This is a genomic window from Synechococcus sp. BA-120 BA3 (assembly GCF_034931285.1).
Classification (GTDB): domain Bacteria; phylum Cyanobacteriota; class Cyanobacteriia; order PCC-6307; family Cyanobiaceae; genus Cyanobium.
In genome coordinates, this window is record NZ_JAYGHZ010000249.1 from 1 (window position 1) to 23893 (window position 23893).

26 protein-coding genes, 1 pseudogene and 1 riboswitch are annotated in these 23893 nt (G+C 69.6%); of the genes and pseudogenes, 21 read left to right on the plus strand and 6 right to left on the minus strand.

The genetic code is table 11. The features are described 5' to 3' along the window. The 3 genes and pseudogenes from VB737_RS07590 to VB737_RS07600 all read left to right on the plus strand — a co-directional run. Positions 1–330: pseudogene (locus tag VB737_RS07590) on the plus strand (hypothetical protein); the annotation flags it as partial. Between the two features lie 36 nt (positions 331–366). After that, the gene (locus VB737_RS07595; RefSeq protein WP_500312294.1) at positions 367–948 is read left to right on the plus strand and encodes a rhomboid family intramembrane serine protease; all 582 of its coding nucleotides are present in this window, start codon (positions 367–369) and stop codon (positions 946–948) included. A gap of 24 nt (positions 949–972) precedes the next feature. After that, entirely contained in the window at positions 973–3339 is a 2367-nt protein-coding gene (locus VB737_RS07600; protein ID WP_500312295.1) for a CPBP family glutamic-type intramembrane protease, read from the plus strand. On the opposite strand, the gene ppk2 is transcribed toward VB737_RS07600, so the two are convergent. The 3 genes from ppk2 to VB737_RS07615 all read right to left on the minus strand — a co-directional run bounded on the left by ppk2 (position 3330) and on the right by VB737_RS07615 (position 4799). Then, positions 3330–4307, minus strand: a complete 978-nt coding sequence (ppk2, locus tag VB737_RS07605) for a polyphosphate kinase 2 (RefSeq protein WP_416238037.1) — start codon at positions 4305–4307, stop codon at positions 3330–3332. The two genes, VB737_RS07600 and ppk2, sit on opposite strands and share 10 nt — an antisense overlap. Before the next feature lie 91 nt (positions 4308–4398). Further along, complete coding sequence (locus VB737_RS07610; RefSeq protein ID WP_323243020.1) at positions 4399–4605, minus strand: hypothetical protein; 207 nt, start codon at positions 4603–4605, stop codon at positions 4399–4401. A 35-nt stretch (positions 4606–4640) separates the two neighbouring features. Beyond that, positions 4641–4799 (minus strand): hypothetical protein, encoded by a 159-nt coding sequence (locus VB737_RS07615; protein WP_323243019.1) that lies wholly within the window; start codon positions 4797–4799, stop codon positions 4641–4643. Positions 4800–5005: 206 nt separating this feature from the next. On the opposite strand from VB737_RS07615, the gene VB737_RS07620 reads away from it, so the two are divergent. From VB737_RS07620 to VB737_RS07660, 9 genes are all read left to right on the plus strand, one after another. Next, the gene (locus tag VB737_RS07620; RefSeq protein WP_094584066.1) at positions 5006–5284 is read left to right on the plus strand and encodes a DUF3136 domain-containing protein; all 279 of its coding nucleotides are present in this window, start codon (positions 5006–5008) and stop codon (positions 5282–5284) included. Positions 5285–5352: 68 nt separating this feature from the next. Beyond that, positions 5353–5512, plus strand: a riboswitch (guanidine-I (ykkC/yxkD leader). A 31-nt stretch (positions 5513–5543) separates the two neighbouring features. Beyond that, positions 5544–6758, plus strand: coding sequence for an agmatinase (gene speB, locus VB737_RS07625; protein WP_323243018.1), 1215 nt, complete (start codon positions 5544–5546; stop codon positions 6756–6758). A 3-nt stretch (positions 6759–6761) separates the two neighbouring features. Further along, positions 6762–7166 carry a hydrogenase maturation nickel metallochaperone HypA/HybF gene (locus VB737_RS07630; protein WP_323243017.1) on the plus strand — a complete coding sequence of 135 codons (405 nt, stop codon included), beginning with the start codon at positions 6762–6764 and terminating at the stop codon, positions 7164–7166. A gap of 6 nt (positions 7167–7172) precedes the next feature. Next, entirely contained in the window at positions 7173–7874 is a 702-nt protein-coding gene (hypB, locus tag VB737_RS07635; RefSeq protein ID WP_323243016.1) for a hydrogenase nickel incorporation protein HypB, read from the plus strand. Beyond that, positions 7874–9238 carry a type III glutamate--ammonia ligase gene (gene glnT, locus VB737_RS07640; protein WP_323243015.1) on the plus strand — a complete coding sequence of 455 codons (1365 nt, stop codon included), beginning with the start codon at positions 7874–7876 and terminating at the stop codon, positions 9236–9238. Before hypB ends, glnT (VB737_RS07640) begins: the two co-directional genes overlap by 1 nt. A gap of 126 nt (positions 9239–9364) precedes the next feature. Then, positions 9365–10375: an ABC transporter substrate-binding protein gene (locus VB737_RS07645; protein ID WP_500312296.1), complete on the plus strand. Its 1011-nt coding sequence runs from the start codon at positions 9365–9367 to the stop codon at positions 10373–10375. Positions 10376–10380: 5 nt separating this feature from the next. Next, positions 10381–11157, plus strand: coding sequence for an ABC transporter permease (locus VB737_RS07650; RefSeq protein ID WP_500312297.1), 777 nt, complete (start codon positions 10381–10383; stop codon positions 11155–11157). Between the two features lie 5 nt (positions 11158–11162). Beyond that, entirely contained in the window at positions 11163–11930 is a 768-nt protein-coding gene (locus VB737_RS07655; protein ID WP_500312298.1) for an ABC transporter ATP-binding protein, read from the plus strand. A gap of 34 nt (positions 11931–11964) precedes the next feature. Next, a complete protein-coding gene (locus tag VB737_RS07660; protein WP_500312299.1) occupies positions 11965–13014 on the plus strand; it encodes an aromatic ring-hydroxylating oxygenase subunit alpha in 1050 nt (349 codons plus the stop codon). Here VB737_RS07660 and VB737_RS07665 read toward each other — a convergent pair. Both VB737_RS07665 and VB737_RS07670 read right to left on the minus strand, forming a co-directional pair. Further along, positions 12963–13172, minus strand: coding sequence for a hypothetical protein (locus tag VB737_RS07665; RefSeq protein WP_500312300.1), 210 nt, complete (start codon positions 13170–13172; stop codon positions 12963–12965). The genes VB737_RS07660 and VB737_RS07665 overlap by 52 nt on opposite strands. 22 nt (positions 13173–13194) lie before the next feature. Continuing rightward, entirely contained in the window at positions 13195–14055 is an 861-nt protein-coding gene (locus VB737_RS07670) for a sugar phosphate isomerase/epimerase family protein (RefSeq protein WP_500312301.1), read from the minus strand. 171 nt (positions 14056–14226) lie between these two features. Between VB737_RS07670 and VB737_RS07675 the strand changes: the two genes are divergently transcribed. The 4 genes from VB737_RS07675 (at position 14227) to VB737_RS07690 (ending at position 20254) form a co-directional block, all read left to right on the plus strand. Next, positions 14227–15198 (plus strand): fatty acid desaturase, encoded by a 972-nt coding sequence (locus VB737_RS07675; RefSeq protein WP_323243008.1) that lies wholly within the window; start codon positions 14227–14229, stop codon positions 15196–15198. Positions 15199–15209: 11 nt separating this feature from the next. Continuing rightward, positions 15210–16265, plus strand: a complete 1056-nt coding sequence (locus tag VB737_RS07680) for an alpha/beta fold hydrolase (RefSeq protein WP_323243007.1) — start codon at positions 15210–15212, stop codon at positions 16263–16265. A gap of 77 nt (positions 16266–16342) precedes the next feature. Further along, complete coding sequence (glnT, locus tag VB737_RS07685) at positions 16343–17590, plus strand: type III glutamate--ammonia ligase (protein WP_323243006.1); 1248 nt, start codon at positions 16343–16345, stop codon at positions 17588–17590. Between the two features lie 663 nt (positions 17591–18253). Further along, on the plus strand, positions 18254–20254 hold the full coding sequence (locus tag VB737_RS07690; protein WP_500312302.1) for a glycosyltransferase family 2 protein: 2001 nt from the start codon (positions 18254–18256) through the stop codon (positions 20252–20254). Here VB737_RS07690 and VB737_RS07695 read toward each other — a convergent pair. After that, on the minus strand, positions 20163–20525 hold the full coding sequence (locus VB737_RS07695) for a winged helix-turn-helix transcriptional regulator (RefSeq protein ID WP_323243086.1): 363 nt from the start codon (positions 20523–20525) through the stop codon (positions 20163–20165). The genes VB737_RS07690 and VB737_RS07695 overlap by 92 nt on opposite strands. 144 nt (positions 20526–20669) lie before the next feature. On the opposite strand from VB737_RS07695, the gene VB737_RS07700 reads away from it, so the two are divergent. From VB737_RS07700 to VB737_RS07720, 5 genes are all read left to right on the plus strand, one after another. Further along, positions 20670–21737: an alkene reductase gene (locus VB737_RS07700; protein WP_500312303.1), complete on the plus strand. Its 1068-nt coding sequence runs from the start codon at positions 20670–20672 to the stop codon at positions 21735–21737. Between the two features lies 1 nt (position 21738). Beyond that, complete coding sequence (locus VB737_RS07705; protein ID WP_500312304.1) at positions 21739–22257, plus strand: NADPH-dependent FMN reductase; 519 nt, start codon at positions 21739–21741, stop codon at positions 22255–22257. Positions 22258–22268: 11 nt separating this feature from the next. Then, entirely contained in the window at positions 22269–22961 is a 693-nt protein-coding gene (locus VB737_RS07710; protein ID WP_500312305.1) for a pirin family protein, read from the plus strand. 69 nt (positions 22962–23030) lie between these two features. Further along, positions 23031–23396 (plus strand): hypothetical protein, encoded by a 366-nt coding sequence (locus VB737_RS07715; protein WP_500312306.1) that lies wholly within the window; start codon positions 23031–23033, stop codon positions 23394–23396. A 13-nt stretch (positions 23397–23409) separates the two neighbouring features. Then, positions 23410–23838: a Hepatitis C virus core protein gene (locus VB737_RS07720; protein ID WP_323243091.1), complete on the plus strand. Its 429-nt coding sequence runs from the start codon at positions 23410–23412 to the stop codon at positions 23836–23838. Positions 23839–23893: the final 55 nt, after the last annotated feature.

Sequence of the window (23893 nt, forward strand, 5' to 3'; positions counted from 1 at the left end):
GGCGCTGACAGCCCGGCCGGGGCATCCGCCCTGATGGCGCCCCTGCTGGGCAAGCTCCTGGTGCTGCCGGCGGCCATGCTGCTGCTGGCCGGCCTGCTGGACCTGCCCTCCCCCTTGCGGGACGCCGTGGTGCTGCAGGCGGCGGCCCCCACGGCCATCTCGGTGCTGCTGCTCACCGAAGCGGCCGCTGCCGGGCCAACGGAAGCGGCCGCGGCCGGGCGGCGGCAGGCTGTCGAGGCGGTGGGGATGCTGGTGCTCTGGAGCACCGCCCTGGCCCTGGTCTCGGTTCCGCTGTGGTGGTGGCTGCTGAGCGGTCCGCTGGGGAGCTAGGACAGGCCGACACGCACTGCCCGTTCGCCTGCGGCCATGGCCGGTTCCCTTGCCCAGCGGCTCGACCGCAGCTTGTCCCGCCTCAAGGGAATGGCCGTGCTGCCCGTGCTGATCCTGGCGGTGCCCTGGGTGCAGGAGATCATCGACCAGGTCGTCTTCGGGGGTCGCTGGAACCTGCCGATGGTGCCGGGGGGCCCCTTCCTCGGGGTGCTCACCGCCCCCTTCAGCCATGGAGGCTTCGGACACCTGATCAGCAACAGCCTCTGGTTCCTGCCCCTGTCCTGGCTGGTGCTGGCCAAGAGCCGGGGTGACTATCTAGCGGTGTGGCTGGGGGTCTACGCCATGGCCATCCCGGTCTGGCTGTTCTGGCACCAGGCCAGCCACGGCCTTTCCGGGGTCATCTACGGACTCCTGGGCTACCTGCTGCTGATCGGCTGGCTGGAGCGCCGCCCCCTCTCGATCCTGCTGTCCCTCACCGCGCTGTTCGCCTACGGCGGGGCGCTGCCCAGCCTGCTGCCGTTCCTGTCTCCCCCGGGGGTGAGCTGGATCGGCCATGCCTCCGGTTTCGCCGGCGGCGTGCTGGCGGCCCTGGCGATCCACCGCGAAAGCGGCGGATAGGACCCCATGCCGCCAGCCCCTGTCATGCCCGGGCGGCCTCGCCCCGACCGCCGCCGCCGGCTGCCGCTTCTGTTGACCGCGCTGGCCCTGGCGCTGCTGGCCCTGCCCCTGGCCAGGGGTGCCCTGGGCGCGCCGCCGTCCCCGCAACCCACCAGCTACGACCTGGCCTGGCAGGCCCCCTTCAACCGACCGGAGCACTATCCGCTGGCGCGACGGCCGGATCCGGCCCTCTACCGCCCCCACGGCGACTGGTTCGGGCGCCTGATCCTCCCCGAAGCGGCCGACGTGATCCCGGGGGGCGGCGACTGGGTGTGGCTGGAGCTGGAGCAGGCCCCGGCGGGCCAGGAGGCCCTGGTCGGCCAGCGCCTGCGGCTGGGCTGGCGGGACGCGCCGATGCTGCGGGCCCTGGTGGGCAAGGTGAGCACGCCGGTGCGGCTCGGGTCCCAGGCCCGGCTGGCGGCGCAGCAGGGCAATGTGGTGCCCACCCGTCTCGACGGCCGCAACGACGTCGGCCCGCTGCAGACCCTGGCGGGGGCCCATCCCCATGACGACATCACCGTGGCGCTCGAGGAGGTGGAGCTCGAGCGGCGGGACGGGGACACCGTGCTGCGGATCGGTCGCCCGCCCCTGCAAAGCACGGGGCGCTGGGTGGCTCTGGTGCGGCTGCTCTCCCGCGACCCTGCCGACCCGGAGCGCTTCCGGGTGCAGCACTACGACCGGGACCGGGGGGACTTCGGCGGTGCGATCGAGACGGTGCGACTGCCCCGCCAGCCCCCCGATCGCCATGGCCGGCGCTTCTTCGACCCCCAGGGCCTGCTGGGGTCCCCCGTCGGCGGGGACGGCTGGTACCTCTACGGCGCCCCGGACAGCGAAGGGACCTTCACCGCCCAGGCCCTGGAACCCCGCCGCCTCACCCGTCTGGAGAGCGACCGGGTGCTGCGGGGCACCGCCGCCGGCCTGAACGCGATCAGTCGGAGCAACTGGAGCCACGGCCAGACCCAACGCGGCCGCTTCAGCCGGGTGGGCCTGGATCCCGATGGGGAGCACGCCCCCTGGCAGGCCGGCGACCGTTCCCTGTTGATCCACAACTTCGGCGGCATCGGCGGGCCCGATGGCGAGCCCATCAGCGGCTTCACGGTGACGGGCCATTTCGCCTTCGGTGCCGCCCGGGTGGTGATCGATCCCTTCACCGGCGAGCCCCGCTTCGACCTGCGCTACCACCAGATCTACGCCAACAATCCCAACGGCATCGTCTCGGGCAGCCAGGACTGGAGCGCCTACACCGGCAACCTGCAGCGGGGCTGGATCGGGACGCGGCCGATCTCGGACGTGCTGGTGCGCACCGACCCCCTGCTGCTGGACGAACTGGCGATCCAGGCGGAGGTGCTGATGGCCCGCTACCGCAGCGGCGACGGCGGCGGCGTCTCGCTGGTGTCCCCGGCCATCTCCTGTGTGCAGGATTCCAGCCAGGCCCTCTGGATCGCCATCGACCAGCTGCGCCGCCGCCGCCGCGAGCTCGACGGCACCGAACTGCCCCGGCTCGCCTCCCTGGCCCGCTCCCTCGATGCCCTGCTGACCCCCTTCGGCATGGTCCGCGCCGACTGGCGCCACAACGCTGCGCTGATGGACCGCCCGGGTGATGCACCGGACCGCTTCAGGGCCAGCCCCAGCCTCTGGGATGGCCTGCTCAGCTGGCGCTCGATGCTGCCCCGCCGTGCCCACGACGAGATGGCCCTGGTGTTCCTGCGCCACGGGGATGCGCTCCATGTCCTGCGCACCAACCAGCTTCCGGGCACCGACCGGCGTCTGGCCCCCCTGGCGCCGACCCAGCTCCTCGGTCAGCTGCCTGTGGTGGGGCTGGCCCTGCCCCGGCTGATGGATGCCTTCTTCACGCCCCTCGGCGGAGGCGGCCTGGCCCTTGCGGCCCTGCTGCTGGGGGTCTATGCCGCCATCGCCCTGCCGCTGGGGCGCCGCAGCGGCTTCCTGCCGGCGGCGGCTTCAGCGGTGCGGCCATGGCTGCTGCTGCGCCGGGCCCCTGCCCTGCTGCTGTCCCCGGCCCTGGTCGAGGAGACCCTGTTCCGGGCCGCACTGCTGCCCCACCCCCTGGAAGGTCTGGGCCTGGCGGCCACCGTCGCCTGGGGGGCCCTGAGCGTGGGGCTGTTCGTCGCCTGGCATCCGCTGGCGGGCCGGCTCTGGTACCGCCAGGGCCGGAAGCTCTTCGACGACGGCCGCTTCCTGCTCCTGGCCGGCCTGCTGGGGCTGACCTGCGTGATGGCCTACGACCTCACCGGGTCCATCTGGCCGCCCGTGCTGATCCACGGGCTGGTGGTGCTGATCTGGCTGGAGCTGCTCGGGGGCCGCGGCTGGCTGGGCGAGGGGCCTCAGGGGTAGGCGTTGGGCACGAAGAACTGCTCGTTCATCGGCGGACGCTGGTAGTCGGCACCGCTCTTGCGGGGGGGCAATTCGATCGCCTTGGGTGTCATGTCCTCATAGGGGACCTTGCTGAGCAGGTGGCGGATGCAGTTGAGCCTGGCCCGGCGCTTGTCATTGGCCTCGACGGTGAACCAGGGAGCCTCCGGAATGTTGGTATGGGCGAACATCTCGTCCTTGGCCCGGGAGAACTCCACCCAGCGGTCCCGGGATTCCAGGTCCATGGGGCTCAGCTTCCAGCGACGGGCCGGGTCCTCGAGGCGGGAGCGGAATCGGGCCTCCTGCTCGTCATCGCTGACGGAGAACCAGTACTTAATCAGGGTGATGCCGCTGCGCACCAGCATGCGCTCGAATTCCGGGCAGGAGAGCATGAATTCATCCACCTGCTCCGTCGTGCAGAAGCCCATCACCTTCTCGACGCCGGCCCGGTTGTACCAGCTGCGGTCGAACAGGACGATCTCCCCAGCGGAGGGGAAATTCTCGACGTAGCGCTGGAAGTACCACTGGGTCTTCTGCTGGTCCGAAGGGGTACCGAGGGCCACCACGTTGCAGCCCCGCGGGTTGAGGGGCTCGGTGATGCGCTTGATGGTGCCGCCCTTGCCGGCGGCGTCGCGGCCCTCGAACAGCAGGATCATGCGGTAGCCCACATGCTTCACCCAGTACTGCATCTTGACCAGCTCCACCTGAAGCCGGGCCAGCTCCTTCTCATAGAACTTGCGATCCAGCTTGGGGGGACGTCCCTCGGAATGGTTGGAGAGGTCGTCGAAGATCGGCGAGGGCCTGTAGAGATCCGACTCGCAGACACCTGTGGAGCCGACGCCGTTGCCGGAGACACTGTCCGAACTGCGCCTGCCTCCGGATTCCTTCTTCTTCGAGGCCTTGATCTTCAGGGTCTTGACCTTGAGACCACCTTTTTCCTTTTTGCCCATGCCGCAGCGGGGTGTGCTGCCTCTGCAATAGCCGATCAACGGCACCCCAGGAGCAGCAATGGGTACCCGACAGCAAAGCCTGGGATTTTCTTCATGTTGTCGCCGCTGTCGGCGCAACCCCCATGGGCGGGAAGGAGGCGGTCGCCGGCAGATCGGAGGCGGCCACCCACTGGGCGATCAGCTGTTCCTGGCGCACCAGCCGGTAGCGGTTCCGCTCGCTGGGATGCTGCCGGTACTGTTCCCGCAGGCTCTCCAGCCTGGCGACGAGGGAGTGGTACACGGGATGGTTCTTGTTCATCACCTCACGGGTGAGGCATCAACAGGGGGGAGGGCTCAGCCGGCGACGCTGACGCCTGGGGCCCACTGGGCGATCAGCTGCTCCTGGCGGACGACGCGGTAGCGGTTGAGCTCGTTGGGCAGATCGTTGTACTGCTCATTGAGGGAGCGGAGCTGCTGCAGAAGCGCATTCATCACGGGATGGTCTTCGGACATGTCAGGCCTTCGTCTGCTGACCAAACCTTAACTGAATCGGAAGGTCCGCCACCCCCCTGTGCCGTCAGGGTCAGCAAACCCCCATGGCGGCCCCCTGCGTCCATGGGAGGACCGGGGCGGGAATGTCCCCGGATGGGGGGCGCGCCCCGGCCGCCCATGGACGACAGTGGGGAGATCTCTGCGGGGCCTGCCCCGAAGGATGCCCGATGACCGCCCGATCGCTTCCAGCGTCCCTGCCGAAGGTCACGATCCCGAAAGTCACCATCGGTGAACTGGAGGCCAATTATTCGATGTACTGCAAGGCCCTGCGGCTGCTGGTCCGGGAAGGTCGGACCCTCAAGAAGATCCAGCGCACGGTCTGCTGGCACCGGCTCGAGCAGCTGCACCAGTGCCTGCCGAGCCAGTACAAGGATCCGGACTATCTCTTTCTGCTGCTGCGCCGCGAGACCAACCGCAAGGCGGCCGGTCTTCCCTGTCCTTCCTGAAGCCACCGCCCCGATCCCGTAGCAACCGTCACAGCCGTCCCGTCCGGGGGCCTTCAGGATCCCAAGGCGGATATTGCTTCTAGGGTTCCGGTCCCCCATGGCTGGCACTGCCATTCCTGGCATTGCCGGCACCTGAGGGATGCCTGGTCCGAGAGAAGCGCACCCACCGGAGCTTGAGAACCCTGTTCTCACCGGTGTGTGGCACGGAGGGACAAAAGCCCGGGAGACCGCCCCATCCCCACCGTGCCCAGAGGTCCGAATGAATGATCCGTCCAGCGGCAGCCAGGCCGATGCGTCCGAAGCCTTCGGCCGGGGCCGCCCCCCGGCCGGCACGGAAGGGGCCCGGGCCCTCGAGAAGGAGGCCGCCCTTCCCCTTACCGGCTGGCAACAGGAGGTCGACCAGGGCCATCGTTACGGCCTGGAGGCGGCAGAAAGCATCGTCGATCGGCGCATCTCCACCTTCTCCCGCGGGGAGCTGCCCCACTTCGCGGGCATCAACACCTTCATGAAGGCGCCCTACATCGAGGACGTAAACCGGGTGGGGGAATTCGACGTGGCGGTGGTGGGCGTCCCCCACGACAGCGGCACCACCTACCGCCCCGGCACCCGCTTCGGCCCCCAGGGGATCCGGCGCATCTCGGCCCTCTACACCCCTTACAACTACGAGATGGGGGTCGACCTGCGCGAGCAGATCACCCTCTGCGACGTGGGTGACATCTTCACCATCCCCGCCAACAACGAGAAGAGCTTCGATCAGATCTCCAAGGGCATCGCCCACGTGTTCGCCAGCGGGGCCTTCCCGATCATCCTGGGCGGCGACCACTCGATCGGTTTCCCCACCGTCCGGGGCGTCTGCCGCCACCTCGGCGACAAGAAGGTGGGCATCATCCACTTCGATCGCCACGTCGACACCCAGGAGACCGACCTGGACGAGCGCATGCACACCACGCCGTGGTTCCATGCGACCAACATGGCCAATGCCCCGGCCGAAAACCTGGTGCAGCTGGGCATCGGCGGCTGGCAGGTGCCGCGGGAAGGGGTGAAGGTCTGCCGCGAGCGGGGCACCAACGTGCTCACCGTCACCGACATCTGCGACATGGGCCTGGAGGCGGCGGCGGCCTACGCCATCGAGCGGGCCACCGACGGCACCGACTGCGTCTACATCTCCTTCGACATCGACTGCATCGATGCCGGCTTCGTGCCGGGCACCGGCTGGCCCGAGCCCGGCGGTCTGCTGCCCCGCGAAGCCCTCAAGCTGCTGGAGCTGATCGTCCGCAACGTTCCGGTCTGCGGCCTCGAAGTGGTGGAGGTCTCCCCCCCGTATGACGTCAGCGACATGACCTCCCTGATGGCCACCCGGGTCATCTGCGACACCATGGCTCACCTGGTGGTGAGCGGCCAGCTGCCCCGCAAGTCGGTGCCGGCCTGGCTCTCCAAGGACTGCAACATGCAGGTCGACCGCGCCTGGAGATAGGCCATGCATGAAGTCGACATGACGCGCTGCCTGCTGCTGTCCATGAACGAGTGGAAGCAGCAGCACGCTCCCCGGGTGCCGGCGGTGGATCGGGTCCATCTCGAGGTGGGCACCTTCACCTGCGTGGAACCCGACCAGCTGGTGGTCACCTGGGCCGATGCCGTCAAGGGCAGCTGGCTCGACGGCGCCGAGCTGGTGATTGAGTCGGTGCCCCTGGTGGGGCGTTGCGTCCGTTGCCAGGCCACCTACAGCCCCGATCCCGCCGAGGGCTTCCGCTCCCCCTGCTGCCACCACCCGATGGAGGAGATCGTCAGCGGCCGCGAGCTGCGGATCCGCTCGGTCGCCTACGGGTTCGAGTCCGCCCCCTCACCGACCAACCCCGTGTCCCGTCCCACCGCCGCCCGCTGATCCGCCATGCACATGCCCCTTGAAGACAGCCTCGGTATCAACCTGCTGGCGGCCAACCAGCACCGGGCCGAGCACAACCGCGAGCACTTCGACGCCTGGAACCTGCTCTGCCTCAACGTGATGAGCAGCCCCGGCGCCGGCAAGACCTCCCTGCTGGAGCGCAGCCTCGCCGCCCTCGCCAGCCGCTGGGCCATGGCCGTGCTGGAAGGCGACATGACCACCCTGCTCGATGCCGAGCGACTGGAGGCCGTGGGGATTCCGGTGGTGCCGATCACCACCGGCCGTGCCTGCCACCTGGATGCCGCCATGGTCAGCGGCGGCCTGAAGCTGCTCCGCCAGCGGCTCGATCCCGCCGGCCTCGACATCCTCTGGGTGGAGAACGTGGGCAACCTGGTCTGTCCCGCCGAATTCGCCATCGGTGAGCACCGCAAGGTGGCGCTCCTGAGCGTCACCGAGGGGGACGACAAGCCCCTCAAGTACCCGGTGATGTTCCGGGAGGCCGACTGCGTGCTGATCACCAAGGTGGATCTGCTGCCCCACCTGCCGGTGGATGTGGAGCGGATCGAGGCCCACATCCGCCAGGTGAACCCCCGCACCGCCGTGTTCCGCCTCTCCGCCACCACCGGCGAGGGCTTCGAAGCCTGGCACGACTGGCTCGACGCCCAGCGCCAGGCCGTTCAGTCCTCCCCCGCCCTGTTGCACGCCTGATGAGTCACCAGCATCCCGCCTCCGATGCCACCACGGCCCTGCAGGCCGACCTGCGCGCGAAGGGCGTCCGCTACGCCCTGGCGAGCTTCGTCGACCTGCACGGGGTGAGCAAGGCCAAGGCCGTTCCCCTCGAGCACCTCGGCCAGATGATGGCCGGCTCCGAGCTGTTCACAGGGGCGGCCCTCGACGGCGTTCCCCAGGAGGTGAGCGACGACGAGGTGGCCGCGGTTCCCGATCCCGCCAGCGCCACCGTGCTCCCCTGGCAGCCGGAGGTGGCCTGGTTCGCCAGCGACCTGCACCTGCACGGCCGGCCCTTCGACGCCTGCAGCCGCCACATCCTCGGCCGGGTACGCCAGGAGGCCGCCGCCATGGGCTTCCGCTTCAACCTCGGCATCGAGACCGAGTTCTTCGTGCTGAAGAAGGGGGCGGCGGGCGGCTGGGTCCCCTTCAGCGACCGGGACACCCTCGACAAACCCGCCTACGACGTGCGCGGCCTGCTCGACAACCTGCCCTGGCTGGACGAGTTGGTGCAGGCGATGAACGGCCTGGGCTGGGGGGTCTATTCCTTCGACCACGAGGACGGCCCCGGCCAGTTCGAGACCGACTTCGACTACGCCGACGTCCTCACCATGGCCGACCGGCTCACCTTCTTCAAGCTGATGGCCAAGGAGATCGCCCATCGGCACGGTCTGCTGGCGACCTTCATGCCCAAACCCTTCGGCGACCGCACCGGCAGCGGCGCCCACTTCAACATGTCCCTGGCGGACCTTCAGACCGGGGTGAACCTGTTCGCCACGCCCGAAGCGACCCCCGGGGAGGTCACCAAGCTGGCGGAGCACTTCATCGCCGGTGTGCTCCGCCACGCCCCCGCCATCTGTGCGGTGATCGCCCCGACGGTCAACAGCTACAAGCGGCTGGTGGCCCAGGGGAGCATGTCGGGGTTCACCTGGGCACCGGTGTTCGTCTGCTACGGCAACAACAACCGCACCAACATGCTGCGCATTCCCTCTCCCGGTGGTCGGGTGGAATGCCGGGCGGCCGACATCTCCTGCAACCCGTACCTGGGTGCGGCGCTGATGCTGGCCGCCGGCCTCGAAGGGATCCGCGAACAACGCGATCCCGGCGCCCCCAACCTGGTGAATGCCTACACACTCAGCGCAGCGGAACGGGCCGAACGCGGCCTGAACATGCTGCCCCGAACCCTCGGGGAAGCGGTGGAGGCCTTCGCGGCGGATCCACTTGCTGAAAGCGTATTCGGTGATGCCATGTTCAACGCCTTTATCTCCTACAAACGTGAAGAGTGGGAGTCCTACCACTCGGCGGTTTCCGAATGGGAACAGCATCGTTATCTGGAGTTTTTCTGAGCCTCTCCATCGAGATCCCTTCACTCCAAAATCCCACGGAGCCGAGTCCGGCATCCATTCGGCAGCGCGCCAAAGACGCGACCTTCCCCATCTGCTCAGCCACCACTCCATTCCGCGATTCCTGTGATGTTGAAAGCCACTTTTTTCCGTCGTCAACGCCGGGCCGTCGCCCTCGCCCTGATGGCCGCCCTCGGGGGAGGATTGCTGGCGGGTTGCCAGCAGCCGGCCAGCCAGGAGGCGCCCGTCAAAATCGGCTACAGCGCCTGGCCGGGCTGGTTCCCCTGGAAGGTCACCGAAGTCAAGGGGTTGTTCGAGAAGCAGGGGGTGGCGGCCTCCATGCAGTGGTTCGACGGGTACCTGGATTCGATCAACGCCCTCAACGCCGGCCAGCTGGACTGCAACAGCCAGACCCTCAACGACACGATCAGTTCCGTGGCGGGTGGGGCCGATCTCCAGGTGGTGCTCCAGAACGACTTCTCCACGGGCAATGACCAGATCATCGCTGCGGCGGAGATCAAGACGATCCCCGATCTGAAGGGCAAGAAGGTCGCGGCCGAGGAAGGCACCGTCGACCATTTCCTGCTGCTGAAAGTGCTCAAGGAGGCGGGTCTCTCCGCCAAGGACATCACCTTCGTACCGCTCGAAACCGGCGCCGCCGCCGCGGCCTTCGCGGCCGGCAAGGTGGATGCGGCCGGCGTCTATGCCCCCTTCACCACCCAGGCCCTGAAGCGCCCCGGCAGCCGGGCCCTGGCCACCTCCAAGGATCACCCCGGGGCAATCAGCGATCTGCTCGTCTGCCGCACGGAATTCGTCGCCAAGAATCCCGAGAAGGTCCAGAAGATCGTCAACGCCTGGTTCGCCACGCTGCAGACAATCAAGGACGACCCGGCCGGCACACTGCCGATCCTGGTGGAGCGCTCCGGAGTCAGCGAAGCCGAATTCAAGGAGTACAACGCCGGCACCACCATCCAGACCCTCGAGGAAAACCGCAGCAACTTCAAGCCGGGCACCACGATGCTGTCGCTTCCCTTTGCCGCCGAACAGATCAGCGCCTTCCTGGTGGAGACGGGCCTGGCCAAGACCAAGCCTGACCTCACCAACCTGCTGAATTCCCAGTTCGTCGACAACGCCCGTTGAGCACCATGGCCCGGTCCCCCGCCCTGCGCCGCTTCGTCAGCCACCCCTGGGTCCTGGGGGTGCTTGGCATCCTTACCGTCTTCCTGGTGTGGTGGCTGGTCACCTCCAGCGGCATGGTCGACAAGCTCTTCCTGCCGGGCCCCGGAGCGGTGTGGATGGCGGGCACCGACCAGTTCCAGCGGGGCATCCTGGTGGCGGATGCGGCGGCCAGCATCAAGCGGGTGTTCATCGGTTTCATGATCTCGGCAGGGCTGGCCCTGCCGATCGGCATCGCCATGGGCACGAACCGCACCATCTGCCACTTTCTGGAGCCCCTGATGGCGCTGATCCGCTACATGCCGGCGCCGGCCTTCATCCCGCTGCTGATCATCTATTTCGGCCTTGAGGAACTCCCGAAAGTGATGCTGATCTTCATCGGCACCTTCTTCTTCAACGCCCTGATGATCATGGATGCGGTGAAGTTCGTTCCCTCCGAACTGGTGGAAACGGCCCTCACCCTGGGGGGCCGGGGCCTGCCGATCCTCACCCGGGTGGTGGCCCCCTACATCGCTCCCCAGGTGCTCGACACCTACCGCATCAACATGGCCTCCGCCTGGAACCTGGTGATCGTCGCCGAACTGGTGGCCGCCAATGAGGGCCTGGGTAAACGCATCAGCCTAGCCCAGCGATTCCTGCGCACCGATGAGATCTTCGTCGGCCTGATCGTGATCGGTCTGATCGGCCTGATGATCGATCTGGGTTTCCGCTTTCTGATGCGACGGGCCTGCTCCTGGGCCAACTGAACCCCATGCATCTCCAGGTCTCCCAGGTTTCCAAGAGTTTCGGCGAAGGGCGTGATCGCAAGCTCGTTCTCGACAACATCTCTTTCGAGCTGGTCTCGGGCCAGTTCATGGCCCTGGTCGGCAGTTCGGGGTCCGGCAAGTCCACTGTGATGCGCCTGATCGCCGGTCTGGAGCGGCCCAGCGCGGGCACCATCCACCTCGATGGCGTGCCGGTCCAGCGCCCCGGCTCCGACCGCGGCATGGTGTTCCAGAAGTACAGCCTCTACCCCTGGCTCACAGCGGCCCAGAACGTCGCCTTCGGCCTGTCCCTCCAGGGTCGAGACAAGGCGGAGATCCGCGAACGCACCGCCTACTTCCTCGACGTGGTCGGGCTCGCGGATGCGGCCCGACTGCTGCCGCGGGAACTCTCCGGGGGCATGCAGCAGCGGGTGGCCATCGCCCGGGCCCTGGCCAACGAACCGAAGGTGCTGCTGCTGGACGAACCGTTCGGGGCGCTGGATCTGCAGATCCGCGAATCGATGCAGGAGTTCCTCCACGACCTCTGGAAGCGCACAGGGCTCACCGCCCTGCTGATCACCCACGACATCGAGGAGGCGCTGCTGCTCGCCGGCACCGTGCACATCATGGCGCCGCGCCCCGGCAGGATCGTCCACAGCGTCGACGTCCAGCTCGACCGCTCCGACCTGCGCCACCTGCGCGTGTCCCCGCCCTTCCTGGAATTGCGCGAGGAACTCGCCAGCCGCCTGCGCAGCCTGGATGGCGCCCTGCTCTGAGGGATCACTCCGTCCTGCCCACACCGTTCGTTCCATGGACACCGCCACCGGGGCCACCTTTCTGCCGACGGAGCTCTACGGCTCGCCGTCCATCGCCGCCCTCGAGCGCGAGCACTACGCCACCCGCTTCTGGCACCCCGTCGCCGCCGCCGCCGATCTGCCGCTGGGCCATGTGCGGGCGCTGGAGCTGCTCGGTCTTCCCGTGCTGCTCTGCCACGGCAGCGACGGCCGCGTACGGGCCTTCCGCAACCGCTGTCCCCACCGGGCGGTGGCCTTCCGTTCCCCACAGGAGGGAAGCGTGGCCTGCCGCAGGCTGGTGTGCCCCTACCACGGCTGGACCTACGACCTGGGCGGCACGCTGCTGGCGGCCGCCCGGGAAGGGGACTTCGTCGACCCGTTCGATCGCGGTGCCTGGCCGCTCGAGGTCCTCGGCTGCCAGGTGCGGGCCTCCCTGATCTGGGTGGCCCTGGGGGCCGACCCGATCCCCCTGGACGACCAGCTCGATCTGGCGCTGCAGGAAGCTCCCGAAGCCCTCGCCCAAACCCTGGTGCCCCTGGCCTTCCACGAGCGGGGACTGGCCTGCAACTGGAAGATCGCCCACGACAACACCCTGGACGACTACCACGTCGCCATCGCCCATCCCACCACCCTGCATCGGCTCCAGGGCCCGGTGCGCGACTACCGCCATCGCTTCGGCACCTGGGCCAACGTGCTGGCCACCCCCTCGCCTGAGGCGGACGGGGAGTTCCTCACCTTCGGCCTGCCGCCGTGGAACCACCTGCTGGCGTGGCCGGACGGACGGCTGGCGATGATCCAGTTCCTGCCCGAAGCGCTGGACACCTGCCGGATGCAGGTGTGGCTGCTGGGGCCTGCCTCACTCCGGGGCGAAGGGGAGGCGCTGATGGCGGAGATGGTCCATTTCCTCGCCGAGGACCGCGCCCTGGTGGAATCGGCGCAGCGGGGCTACGGGGATGGCTTCCGCACCGGACCGCCGCACCGGCTAGAGGCCCGGATCCTGCACCAGCAGGCGATCTACGCTGCGCTGCTGGAGCCCTGGTACGCGTCGGGGCGGATGCCCAGGTAGGCGGCTTCCTTGAACAGGGCCCGCTTGGCATCGGCGTCCTGGCGCTGCTCGGCGATGGCGTAACGGGCGCGCAGGGAAGCAACCAGGGTGGCCTGGCGGGGATCGGACCCTTGGCTGGAGCGGTTGGCCGACGGCGTGCCGGTCGGGGCGTCGATCATGTTCATCACGACGTAACTCTGTTCACGATGAACACAGCTTATCGCTGTTCCCAGCTATCGGCTGACTGCGCAACCACCGCGCCATCGCCGTGTTGATCGTCAGCAGATCGGCCACCGGTTGGTTCGTGAACGGCAGGGTGGGCAGGTAGCCGTCCGGCCCGAATTCGGGTGTGAAGCTGGGGGGCGGTGCCCCCCGATTCACCGCCCGTTCGGCGAACAGTTGCCAGCACGCCAGGTGGGCGGCAAGCGCCTCGGCATGTTCGGGGGCGAAGGGATGGGACACCTGGGGACCCTGGGCATGGCCCACCCGGGCATGGATGTGGTCCACCCGGTCGGCCATCGCCTGCACCGGCTCCAGATCCGGGGTCATCAGCCGTTCGGCCACGACGCACCAGTGGCTCAGGTCGGCCGTCAGCCGCAGCCCCGGCACGGCCTCCAGCAGCGGCGCGATCGTCCAGGGCATGCCCAGGCAGCGGGACCGGTGGGTTTCGAAGCTCACCGGCAGGCCGCTGGCCGCCGCCAGGGCCTGGGCCTCGGCCAGAAAAACCCGTTGCCGCTCCAGGGGCCAGGCATCGCTGCCGGTGAGCACGGTCACCCGGTGGGGGCGGAGCTCGGAGCAGCGGTTCAGCTGGGTGCCCAGTTCCGCCAGGTGCTGCGCCGGCGTGACGGCCAGCTCCGGCACGTAATCGCCGCCGGTGACCACCTCCAGCACCAGGGGTCTGCCGGACTCCAGCAGGCGGGCGCGTCCGTCCGGGTCGCCGACCAGGGACGGATGGTGGATGTTGAGCTCCACCCCGTCGAATCCCCCCCGGCCGGCCGTCTCCAGGGCCATGGCGAGGGGCCCCTCGAAGCCCCAGAGGGAGAAAAACAGCAGGGAAGGCACCGGAGCGGCACGACGCAGATCCCACTCTTCCCTGCCGCACGCCCCCGGCGGGTAACCATCCCCACCGGGCGCCACACCCGGAGCAAGTGTCCGTGACGAACGGTGTCCGGCGGACTCCGAGCGGGACAGTGGAGCGACATCCTCTCCCTCCGCCGGCCAACGGCGACCTTCGTGACCGCCTCCCCACCCTCCGCCCCAGCGGTGGCCGGCCCGCGCACCGCCGGGCCTCTGCTGTCCGCTCCGCTGCTGGCGCGCCTCAACGAACGACGCGACGGGCCCGGCTGGCGCCGGCTGGCCTTCCACCTCACGGTGCTGGGCCTGGGCGCCCTCCTCTGGAGATGGCCCATGCCGCCAGCCCTCCCCACCGCTGCGTTCTGGGGCCTGCGGCTGGTGGGACTGCTGCTGCTGGGCTGGGGTCTGGCCTTCGGCTTCTGCGCCATGCACGAGTGCGGGCACCGCACTGCCTTCGCGAGCAAGGCGCTCAACGACACCGTGGCCTGGTGGGCCGGTCTGCTGAGCTTCTACAACGCCGATTACTACCGCCGCTACCACCAGTGGCACCATCGCTTCACCCACCAGCCGGGCCTCGATCCGGAACTGGAGGACGACCCGCCCAGCACCCTGGGGGGCTATCTGCTCGAGCTCAGTGGCCTGCCCTGGTGGACCGGCAAGCTGCGCGGCCATGCCGCCGGCCTGCGCGGTGACTTCGGCGGCAGGCCCTACATCCCCGCCGAGGCGACCGCGGCCGTCACCCGCTCGATTCGGCTTCAGGTCGCCGTCTACGCCGTCCTGCTGGCCGCCTCCCTCTGGCAGGCCAACGGCGCCCTGTTCTGGTTCTGGCTGCTGCCGCTGGCCGTCGGCCAGCCCCTGCTGCGCTTCGTGCTGATGGCCGAGCACGGCGGCTGCAGCACAGGCACCGACGGCCTCAGCAACACCCGCTCCACCCTGACGCTGGCGCCCCTGCGCTGGCTGATGTGGGAGATGCCCTTCCACGTTGAGCACCACCTCTACCCCTCGGTTCCCTTCCACGCCCTCGCCGAGGCCCATGGCCATCTGGCGCCCCATCTGGTGCACACCGGTCAGGGCTATCTGGCGGTGCACCGCGACTTCCTGAGCGATCCCGCTCGACTGGCCCTCCCCTGAATCCCGATCTCTTGCCCCCCAGCCCCGCAATCCCGCGCCGTTTCGCGCTCGGGGACTTTCCCCTCGCTTCCGGGGGAACCCTTCGCTCCGCCTGGCTCGATTACCGGGTCTACGGAACGCTGGCCGGCGACCGCTCCAACCTGGTGCTCTACCCGAGCTCCTACGGCGCCTGGCCCGAGGACATCGACTGGGTGGTGGGACCGATCCTTGATCCGCAGCGCTGGTGCGTGGTGCTGGTGAGCCAGTTCGGCAACGGCCGCTCCTCCAGCCCCAGCAACGCCGGACCGGACCTGGAGGACGGCCGCTGGCCCGTCGACCACCGCGACAACGTGGCCGCCCAGCGCCGGCTGCTGGAAGAGGTCTTCCAGGTGGCCGAGCCGGCCCTGATCTACGGCTGGTCGATGGGGGCCCAGCAGGCCTACCACTGGGCCGTGCTGGAGCCGCAGCGGACCCGGCGCATCTGCTGCGTCTGCGGCACGGCGCGCACCACAGCCCACAACCGGGTGTTCCTGCTGAGCCTGCGCCAGGCCCTCACCGCCGATCCCCACTGGGATGGGCTCCGCTTCCGGGGGGTGCCCGAGCAGGGGTTGCGCACCTTCGCCCTGATCTACGCCAGCTGGGCCGCCAGCCAGCCCTTCTATCGCCGCGGCGCCCACCGCCAGCTGGGCTTCGCCAGCGTCGAGGCCTACGTGGAACAGGCCTGGTTACCGGCCTACCGCCGCCATGACCCCCATGACCTGCTGGCCATGCTCGACGTCTGGATGGCGAACGATGTGGCCGCCGCCGCCGGGATCAGCGCCACCGATGGCACGGGCGACGGCGCTGGCGATCCCGATGCCGAGCTGGCCGCGGCCCTGGGCCGGATACGGGCCCGCACCGCCGTGATCGCCGGCCGCCACGACCTCTACTTCACTCCCGACGACTGCCAGGCCGAGGCCGCCCTGATCCGCGGTGCCCATTTCGAGGTCCTGGAGTCCGACCTGGGCCACCGGGCCGGCAATCCCCGCGACGCGCCGGTCGAGCAGCGCCAGCTGCGGGCCGCCGTGGATCAGCTCTGCGCCGACTGACGCCTCTGCGCCGACTGACAGCTCTGCGCTGACGGATCGCCTCCGCCTCCAGCTCCCCTTCCTCTTCACCACCCCCGATGACCGATCTGGCCCGCTTCGCCGCCACCCATGGCATCCGCCATTTCCTCTTCTCCTTCTGCGACCTGTTCGGGGTGCAGCGGGCCAAGCTGGTGCCGGCGGCCGCGGCGGCCGAACTGGCCCGATCCGGGGCCGGCTTCGCCGGTTTCGCCGCCTGGCTCGCCATGACCCCGGCCGACCCGGACGTGCTGGCGATCCCCGATCCCACCAGCCTGATGGTGCTCCCCTGGCAGAAGGACGTGGCCTGGGTGGCCACCGATCTGCAGGTGGAGGGGCAGGTGCTGGAGCAGTCGCCCCGGCGGGTGCTCCAGCGGCAGATCGCCCGGGCGGCGGCCCTGGGCCTGCAGTTCCGCAGTGGCGTGGAGGCGGAGTTCTTCCTGATGGACCCGGAACGGGACGCCATCGCCGATGGTCTCGACCGGCAGTCGAAGCCCTGCTACGACCAGCTCGCTCTGATGCGCCACTACCCGCTGATCAGCGAACTGCTCGACGGCATGGAGAGCCTCGGCTGGGGGCCTTACCAGGCCGATCACGAGGATGCCAACGGCCAGTTCGAACTCAACTGGACCTATGCCGAATCGCTGCTGACCGCCGACCGCCACGCCTTCTTCCGCGTGATGGCGGCCGCCCTGGCGGAACGCCACGGGGTGCGGGTGAGCTTCCAGCCCAAGCCGATCCCGGCCCTCACCGGCAACGGCGCCCACCTGCACGCCTCCCTCTGGGACGAGGGGGGGCGCAACGTGTTCCACGACCCGGCCGGGGAGAAGGGACTGTCGGAGATCGCCTACCGGTTTCTCGCCGGCCTGCTGGCCCACGCCCCGGCCCTCTGCGCCCTCACCAATCCGGTGGCCGGCAGCTACCGGCGTCTGGCGCGCTCCATCACCAGCTCCGGCGCCACCTGGTCCCCCTCCTGGATCAGCTACGGCGGCAACAACCGCACCCACATGGTGCGCATCCCCGACGACCAGCGGATCGAGTTGCGTCTGGGCGACGGCGCCGCCAACCCCTATCTGCTCCAGGCGGCGGTGCTGGCGGCCGGTCTGGACGGCATCGAACGGCGGCTCGACCCCGGCCCCCGCAGCGATCTGAACACCTACGTGGAGGCGCCGGCGGGGGCGGCCTCCCTGCCCACCTGTCACGCCGATGCCCTCGAGGCCTTCCGCCACGACGCACCGCTGCGGGACTCCCTGGGGGAAGCGTTCTGCAGCGCCTACGAAGCCCTGGTGGCCCAGCGCGGCGACGTGTGACGGCAGCAGGAAGCCCATCCCCCGACGAGGGAAAGACCCGCACGATTGCCTATGGCCAGGGCGGCCCGGGGGGATGAGAGTGAGTCCAGAAACCAGGAGGCTCCAGCGATGGAAGACACCCCGCCCGGTCAGATGTCAGGAGTGTGCTGACGGCAGGCCCCTGCTCCAACAGTCTTGTTCCCACCAACGGTTTCCCGGTCGTTCGCCGATCACCCGATGCATCGTTCAGGTGCCCACGGGTCCATGGAAACCGGCCCCTGGATGCCTCGGCCCCAGGTGCCTCCCTCCGCAGCTCCGACTCCGAAACCCACCCCCGGGGACTCCCACGGATCCCCCAGCCCCGCTGACCACCCTCTGATGGCGCGTCCATGGCGGAGGAGCATCCTCGTCTCCCTCCCCATCACCCATCCACGGTCCCCAAGGACCCGATCGTCAGCCCTTCTGATCGTCAACCCTTTCTGAACGACAACCGTCACACCGACCGTTCAACCGGAGTCACCACCGACATCAGACAACCCGAACCACGTCAGGAACATCACCGTTCCACCCCAAGCCCGGCGATCCTGGACGCCGGGCTTTTTCATGGGCCATCGGCCATCGGGCGGCCGGATCCCGCCGGCCCGGGGGAACCGCCTAGATTTGCTTAACAATCGGTCGGGGTCGATGACACGCCTGCCCTGGGCCGTCCTACTGCTGACACTGCTGGGGGCCCGTTATCTGGGCTGGCGCTTCACCGCCAGCCTCAACCTGGCCACGCCCCTGGCCGCCAGCCTCAGCATCCTGACCCTGGCGGCGGAGCTGGTGCTGCTGGCCGGATTCTTCCTGCAGCTCTGGTTCACGCTGCTGCCCGAACGGCCGGCGCCCCCCGCGGGCCCGATCCCCACACCCGTCCCGACGGTCGACGTGCTCGTGCCCAGCTGCGGCGAACCGGCCGATCTGGTGGAGCGCTGCCTGCGGGGCTGCCTGGCCATGGACTACCCCAGCCACACGGTCTGGCTCCTCGACGACAGCGACCGGCCGGAACTGGCGGAGCTCTGCGACCGCCTCGGCTGCCGCTATGTCGCCCGCCGGGAGCATGCCCATGCCAAGGCCGGCAACCTCAACCACGGCCTGCGCCACTGCATGGGGGAGCTGGTGGCGGTCTTCGACGCCGACGTCGTGCCCCTGCGGCCCTTCCTGCGCCGCACCGTCGGCCTGTTCGCCGACCCGACCGTGGGCTTCGTGCAGACCCCCCAGAGCTACATGAACGCCGATCCGGTGATGCGCAACCTGAGCCTGGAGCGCTGGCTGCTGCCGGACGAGGAAAGCTTCTACCGCTGGATCCAGCCCACCCGCCAGAACCTCAACGCCGTGGTCTGCGCCGGCACGTCCTTCGTGATGCGGCGCGAGGCGCTCGAGCGGGTGGGTGGCTTCGAGACGGCCACGCCATCGGAGGATCTGGCCACGGGCATCCGGATCACCGCCGCCGGCTACCGCAACCACTACCTCTCGGAGAAGCTGAGCGCCGGCCTCGCGCCCTTCACCGCGGCGGCCATGGCGCGACAGCGCTGCCGCTGGGGCAGCGGTTCCCTGCAGACCCTGCGCACGGGGGCCGATCCGCTGCGGATTCCCGGTCTCAGCCCCCTGCAGCGGCTCGCCTACAGCGAAGGCATCCTGCACTGGTTCACCTTCCCGGCCCAGCTGGTGCTGCTCTGCACGCCGCTCAGCCTCGGACTGCTGGGCATCGCCCCGATCCTGTTCAGCGGCGATGCCCTGCTCACGGTCGCCATGCCGTTCGTGTTCAGCCAGCTGCTGCTCACCCGCTGGTTGAGCGGCCATGCCCGCGCCGCGATCCTGCCGGAGCTGTACCGCTGGATCTTCCTGGTGCCGATCTGTGCCGCCGTGGTCGCCACGGCTCTGGGCCGGCCCCGGCGCTTCCGCGTCACCCCGAAGGCGGTGGTCGGCCGGGACTCCGGCCCGGACCTGGGCCTGCTGCTGCCGCTGCTGGCGCTGCTGGCCCTGCAGCTGGTGGCCCTCTGGAACCTGGCGCTGGGTCGGCTGCCGCTGCTGGCCGGCCAGGTGGGGCTGCTGCCGGCCTCGGCCGCCACGGTCGGGGTGGTGCTGGGCTGGAGCCTGCTCAACGGTCTGCTGCTGCTTCTGGCGATCCGCAGCTGCTGGGACCGGCCCCATCGGGATGGGGTTCCCTGGTTCGCCCTGTCGGTGCCGGTGCGGCTGCAGCACGGCGACGGGACGGTGCACGGGCGCCTGCGGGCCGTCAGCGCCTCGGGCGCCGAGCTCGGCCTGGAGAGGGCAGAGGATGCTCCGTTGCTGCAGGCGGCCGACAGCCTCAGCCTGGAGGGTCTGGTGCCGGGTCAGGAGCTGACGTTCGTGGTGATGGCTCGGGAGGGCCGTGCCATCGGTGGGGTCTGGGGACCGCTCACCCCGTCCCAGCGGCACCAGCTGGACACCATCCTTTACCGGCGCGAGGGGCTGTGGCCCACCCTGCGGGCCCCCTTGGAGCTCCGCACCCTGCCCCTGGTGCTGCTGCGCACGCTGCAGCGGGTGGAACCGGAAAGCTGGTTCCGCCGCAGCCTCATTCCCCAGCTTCCACCGCTGGCGGGGCTGCCGCTCCCCAGGCGTGCAGACCTTCCAGAACGGGCAGGAGCGCCCGACCCCGTTCGCTGAGGTCGTATTCCACCCGCGGCGGCACCTCGCCGAAGACACGGCGGCAGACGACGGCATCGGCCTCCAGCTCCCGCAGCTGGGCCGTCAGCACCTTGTGACTCACCCCCGCCAGGGACCGCTGCAGGGCAGAGAACCGCTGGGGGCCCTCGCTGAGACGGCAGAGGATCAGCAGCTTCCAGCGGCCGCGCACCACCCTCAGGGCCAGCTCCGCCGGACAGAGCTCGGAGCCGCCTGAGGGCTCGTGATCGGGATCGGGAAAGGAGGCGGTCACGGGTCTGGGTTACCGGCGGGTGCCCCAGGCACAACCCGGTGCGTTCTTGTCAGTCAGGGTGCGCGTCCGCCAGAGTCGCGCCATGACCTTAACAATCCCTTACGGCCCGGGGCATCCCCGCTCCAGCCGGTCGGTCACCACCCCATGAGCGACCTGTTCACCCCCCTGACCGTGGGCCCGATTGAGCTGCCCAACCGGGTGCTGATGGCTCCCCTCACCCGATGCCGGGCCGAGCCGGACCACGTTCCGGGGCCGCTGATGGCCACCTACTACCAGCAGCGGGCCAGCGCCGGCCTGCTGATCGCCGAAGCCACGATGGTGATGGAGGGCAACTCGGCCTTCTGGCACGAGCCCGGCATCCATTCGGCGGCCCAGGTGGCGGGCTGGCGGCTCACCACCGACGCGGTCCATGCCGCCGGTGGGCGCATCGTGCTGCAGATCTGGCACGGTGGGCGGGCCTGTCACCCCCTGCTCAACGGGGGGCGCCAGCCGGTGGCGCCGAGCCCGATCGCCATCACCGGCGACGAGGTGCACACCCCCGAGGGGAAACAGCCCTACGTGGTCCCCCGGGAACTGGCCGACGACGAACTGCCGGGAATCGTGGCGGGGTTCCGGCAGGCCACCCGCAACGCCATCGACGCCGGCTTCGACGGGGTCGAAGTGCATGGCGCCAACGGCTACCTGCTCGACGCCTTCCTGCGGGACGGCAGCAACCGGCGCCAGGGGCCCTACGGCGGACCGGTGGCCAACCGGGCCCGGCTGCTGCTGGAGGTGCTGGAGGCCGCCCGGGCCGAATCGCCCCTGGTGGGCCTGCGGATCTCACCGCTGAACGGCTACAACGCCATGGTCGACAGCGACCCCATCGGGCTGTCCGCCTGGCTGGCGGAGCGGCTGGAGCGCACGGGCCTGGATTACCTGCACGTGATGCGGGGGGACTTCCTCGGCCAGCAGCACGGCGATGTGCTCACCCCGATCCGGGCCGGCTTCAGCGGGGTGCTGGTGGGGAACATGGGCTACAGGGCCGAGGAAGCCAACGCCGCGATCACCGCCGGGCAGCTGGATGCGGTGGCCTTCGGCACGCCGTTCCTCGCCAACCCGGACCTGCCCGAACGCCTGCGGCGCGGCGCGCCCCTGCAGGTGGCTGACCCGTCCACCTACTACACACCCGGTCCGGCCGGCTACACCGACTACCCCTTCCTGGAATCCGCCTGAGATGACCCCCGATCTTCTGGTGCTGAGTGCCAGCAACGGCGAGAACCTGAAACTCGCCGAGCGTTTCGCCGCCGCCGGCCGCGCCCGTGGCATGGCCGCCGAGGTGCTCGACCTCACCACCCTGTCCCTGCCGCTCTACAACCCCCGCACCCATGCGGCGTCCGGCCTTCCCGCCGAGGTGGAGGGGCTGAGCCGCCGGCTTGAGGCCGCGCCCCGCTGGGTGATCTGCGCCCCCGAGTACAACGGCTCCCTCCCGCCGGTGCTGACCAGCGCCATCGCCTGGCTGTCGGTGCAGGGGGACGGCTTCCGCACCCTGTTCAATGGCCGGCCGGTGGCGATCGCCACCCACTCCGGCGGTCCCGGCATCGAGGTGCTGGCCGTGCTGCGCATCCAGCTCGCCCACCTCGGCGCCCACGTGGTGGGTCGCCAGCTCTCCAGCAGCCGCAGCAATCCCGCCAAGGACAGCAGCATCGACGACATCGTCCACCGCCTGCAGCGCATGGAACTGATCCAACCCTGAGACCCCGCCCCATGACCCTCGTCTTCCGACCCGCCGGCGAGCGCTTCCACAGCCGGCTCGACTGGCTCGACAGCTGGCACAGCTTCTCCTTCGCCCACCACCACGATCCGGCCTGGATGGGCTTCGGACCGCTGCGGGTGATCAACGACGACACGATCGCCGCCGGCCGCGGTTTCGGCATGCATCCGCACCGGGACATGGAGATCGTCACGGTGATGGTGGACGGCCAGCTCAACCACCACGACTCCATGGGCCACAGCGAGGTACTGCAGGCCGGTGAGGTGCAGGCGATGAGCGCCGGCACCGGCGTGGTCCACAGCGAGATGAACCTGGGCGAAAGCCCCTGCCGGCTGCTGCAGATCTGGATCGAGCCGGATCGGGCGGGCCACCCGCCCGCCTATCGCCAGGAGCCGTTCCGGCTCCAGCCCGGCTGGACGCCGCTGCTGGATCCGGATGGACACCAGGGGGCCCTGGCCATCCACCGTCGGGTGCGGCTCTGGCGGGCCAGAGCCGGCGCGGGTGAGCGGCTGGAACTGGCCATCGCCTCTGACGCCAGCGGCTGGCTGCAGGTGATCGAGGGGGAGGGCTCGGCGTTCGGTCGGTCGCTGCAGCGGGGTGATGGTCTCGGCTTTGCGGCGGCCCCTGCGAACAGCCTCCAGGCCGGCCCCGACGGGGCGGACGTGCTGCTGTTCGAACTGCGCTGAGCAGACCCGGCGGGCCACGGCGGCCGCCGCCCCGGCACGGCCCCAGGATGGGGGGAACAGCGCGACGTCATGGCCCGTTTCCTGCTGCTCTTCAGGCCCCGGGTCTCCCTGCCGCCGACGGAGCTCATCGGACGGCTGGATCCCCTGGTGCTGCGGTTCCACGCCGACGTGGAACACCGCTCCCCCGCCCATCTCAGCGCCATCGTCCGGGGGGAGCACGAGACGCTGCGGCTGCAGCTGATCGCGGACGTCCAGGCCAAGGCGGATGGACCCGTGCTGGAACTGGTGCTGATGAGCCGGGAGGCCATGGGGGCCGGCGCGCCCCACACCAAGGCGCTGTTCGAGACCCTGGTGGCGATCGCCGCCGAGGTGATGCCCGACCTTGACCTGGTGTTTCGATCCGACAGGGACGGTGCGCTCCCTGACCGCAACTGAGAGAATCGACCGAATGCAGACGCTCTCACCAACTCCTGCCGCCCTCGCGGAGCTGCAGCCGCCCCGCGGCTATCGCGTGCTCGCCTGGCTCGGTCTGGCGGCCAACCTGCTGGCCCTGCCGCTGGGCCTGGCGGCGATCCTGCTCAGCAGCCTCTGGCGGACGGCCAATGTGGTCGTCTACACCAGTGCCGTGCTGCCGGCGGTGGCCCTGGGCGTGGTGGCCTGCGTCGCCCTGCTGAAGTGGCGCGTCTGGGGCCAGGTGCTGGCGATCGTGGCGCTGTCGCTGGATCTGGCGATCGAGATGGCCTACGGCATCGTGCGCCTGGCGCTGGTGGGTGAGGAACGGCTGCTGCTGGCGGTGGGCGCCCCGGTGGCCTGGGGGCTGACCCTGGCGGCCCTGGTGTTCTGGTGCCGGCCCGCGATCCGCTCCTACCTGCGCTGAGGGCGGCTCCAGGCCGGCGGGCAACCTGCCGTTCTGTATCAACAGCACCACCCAT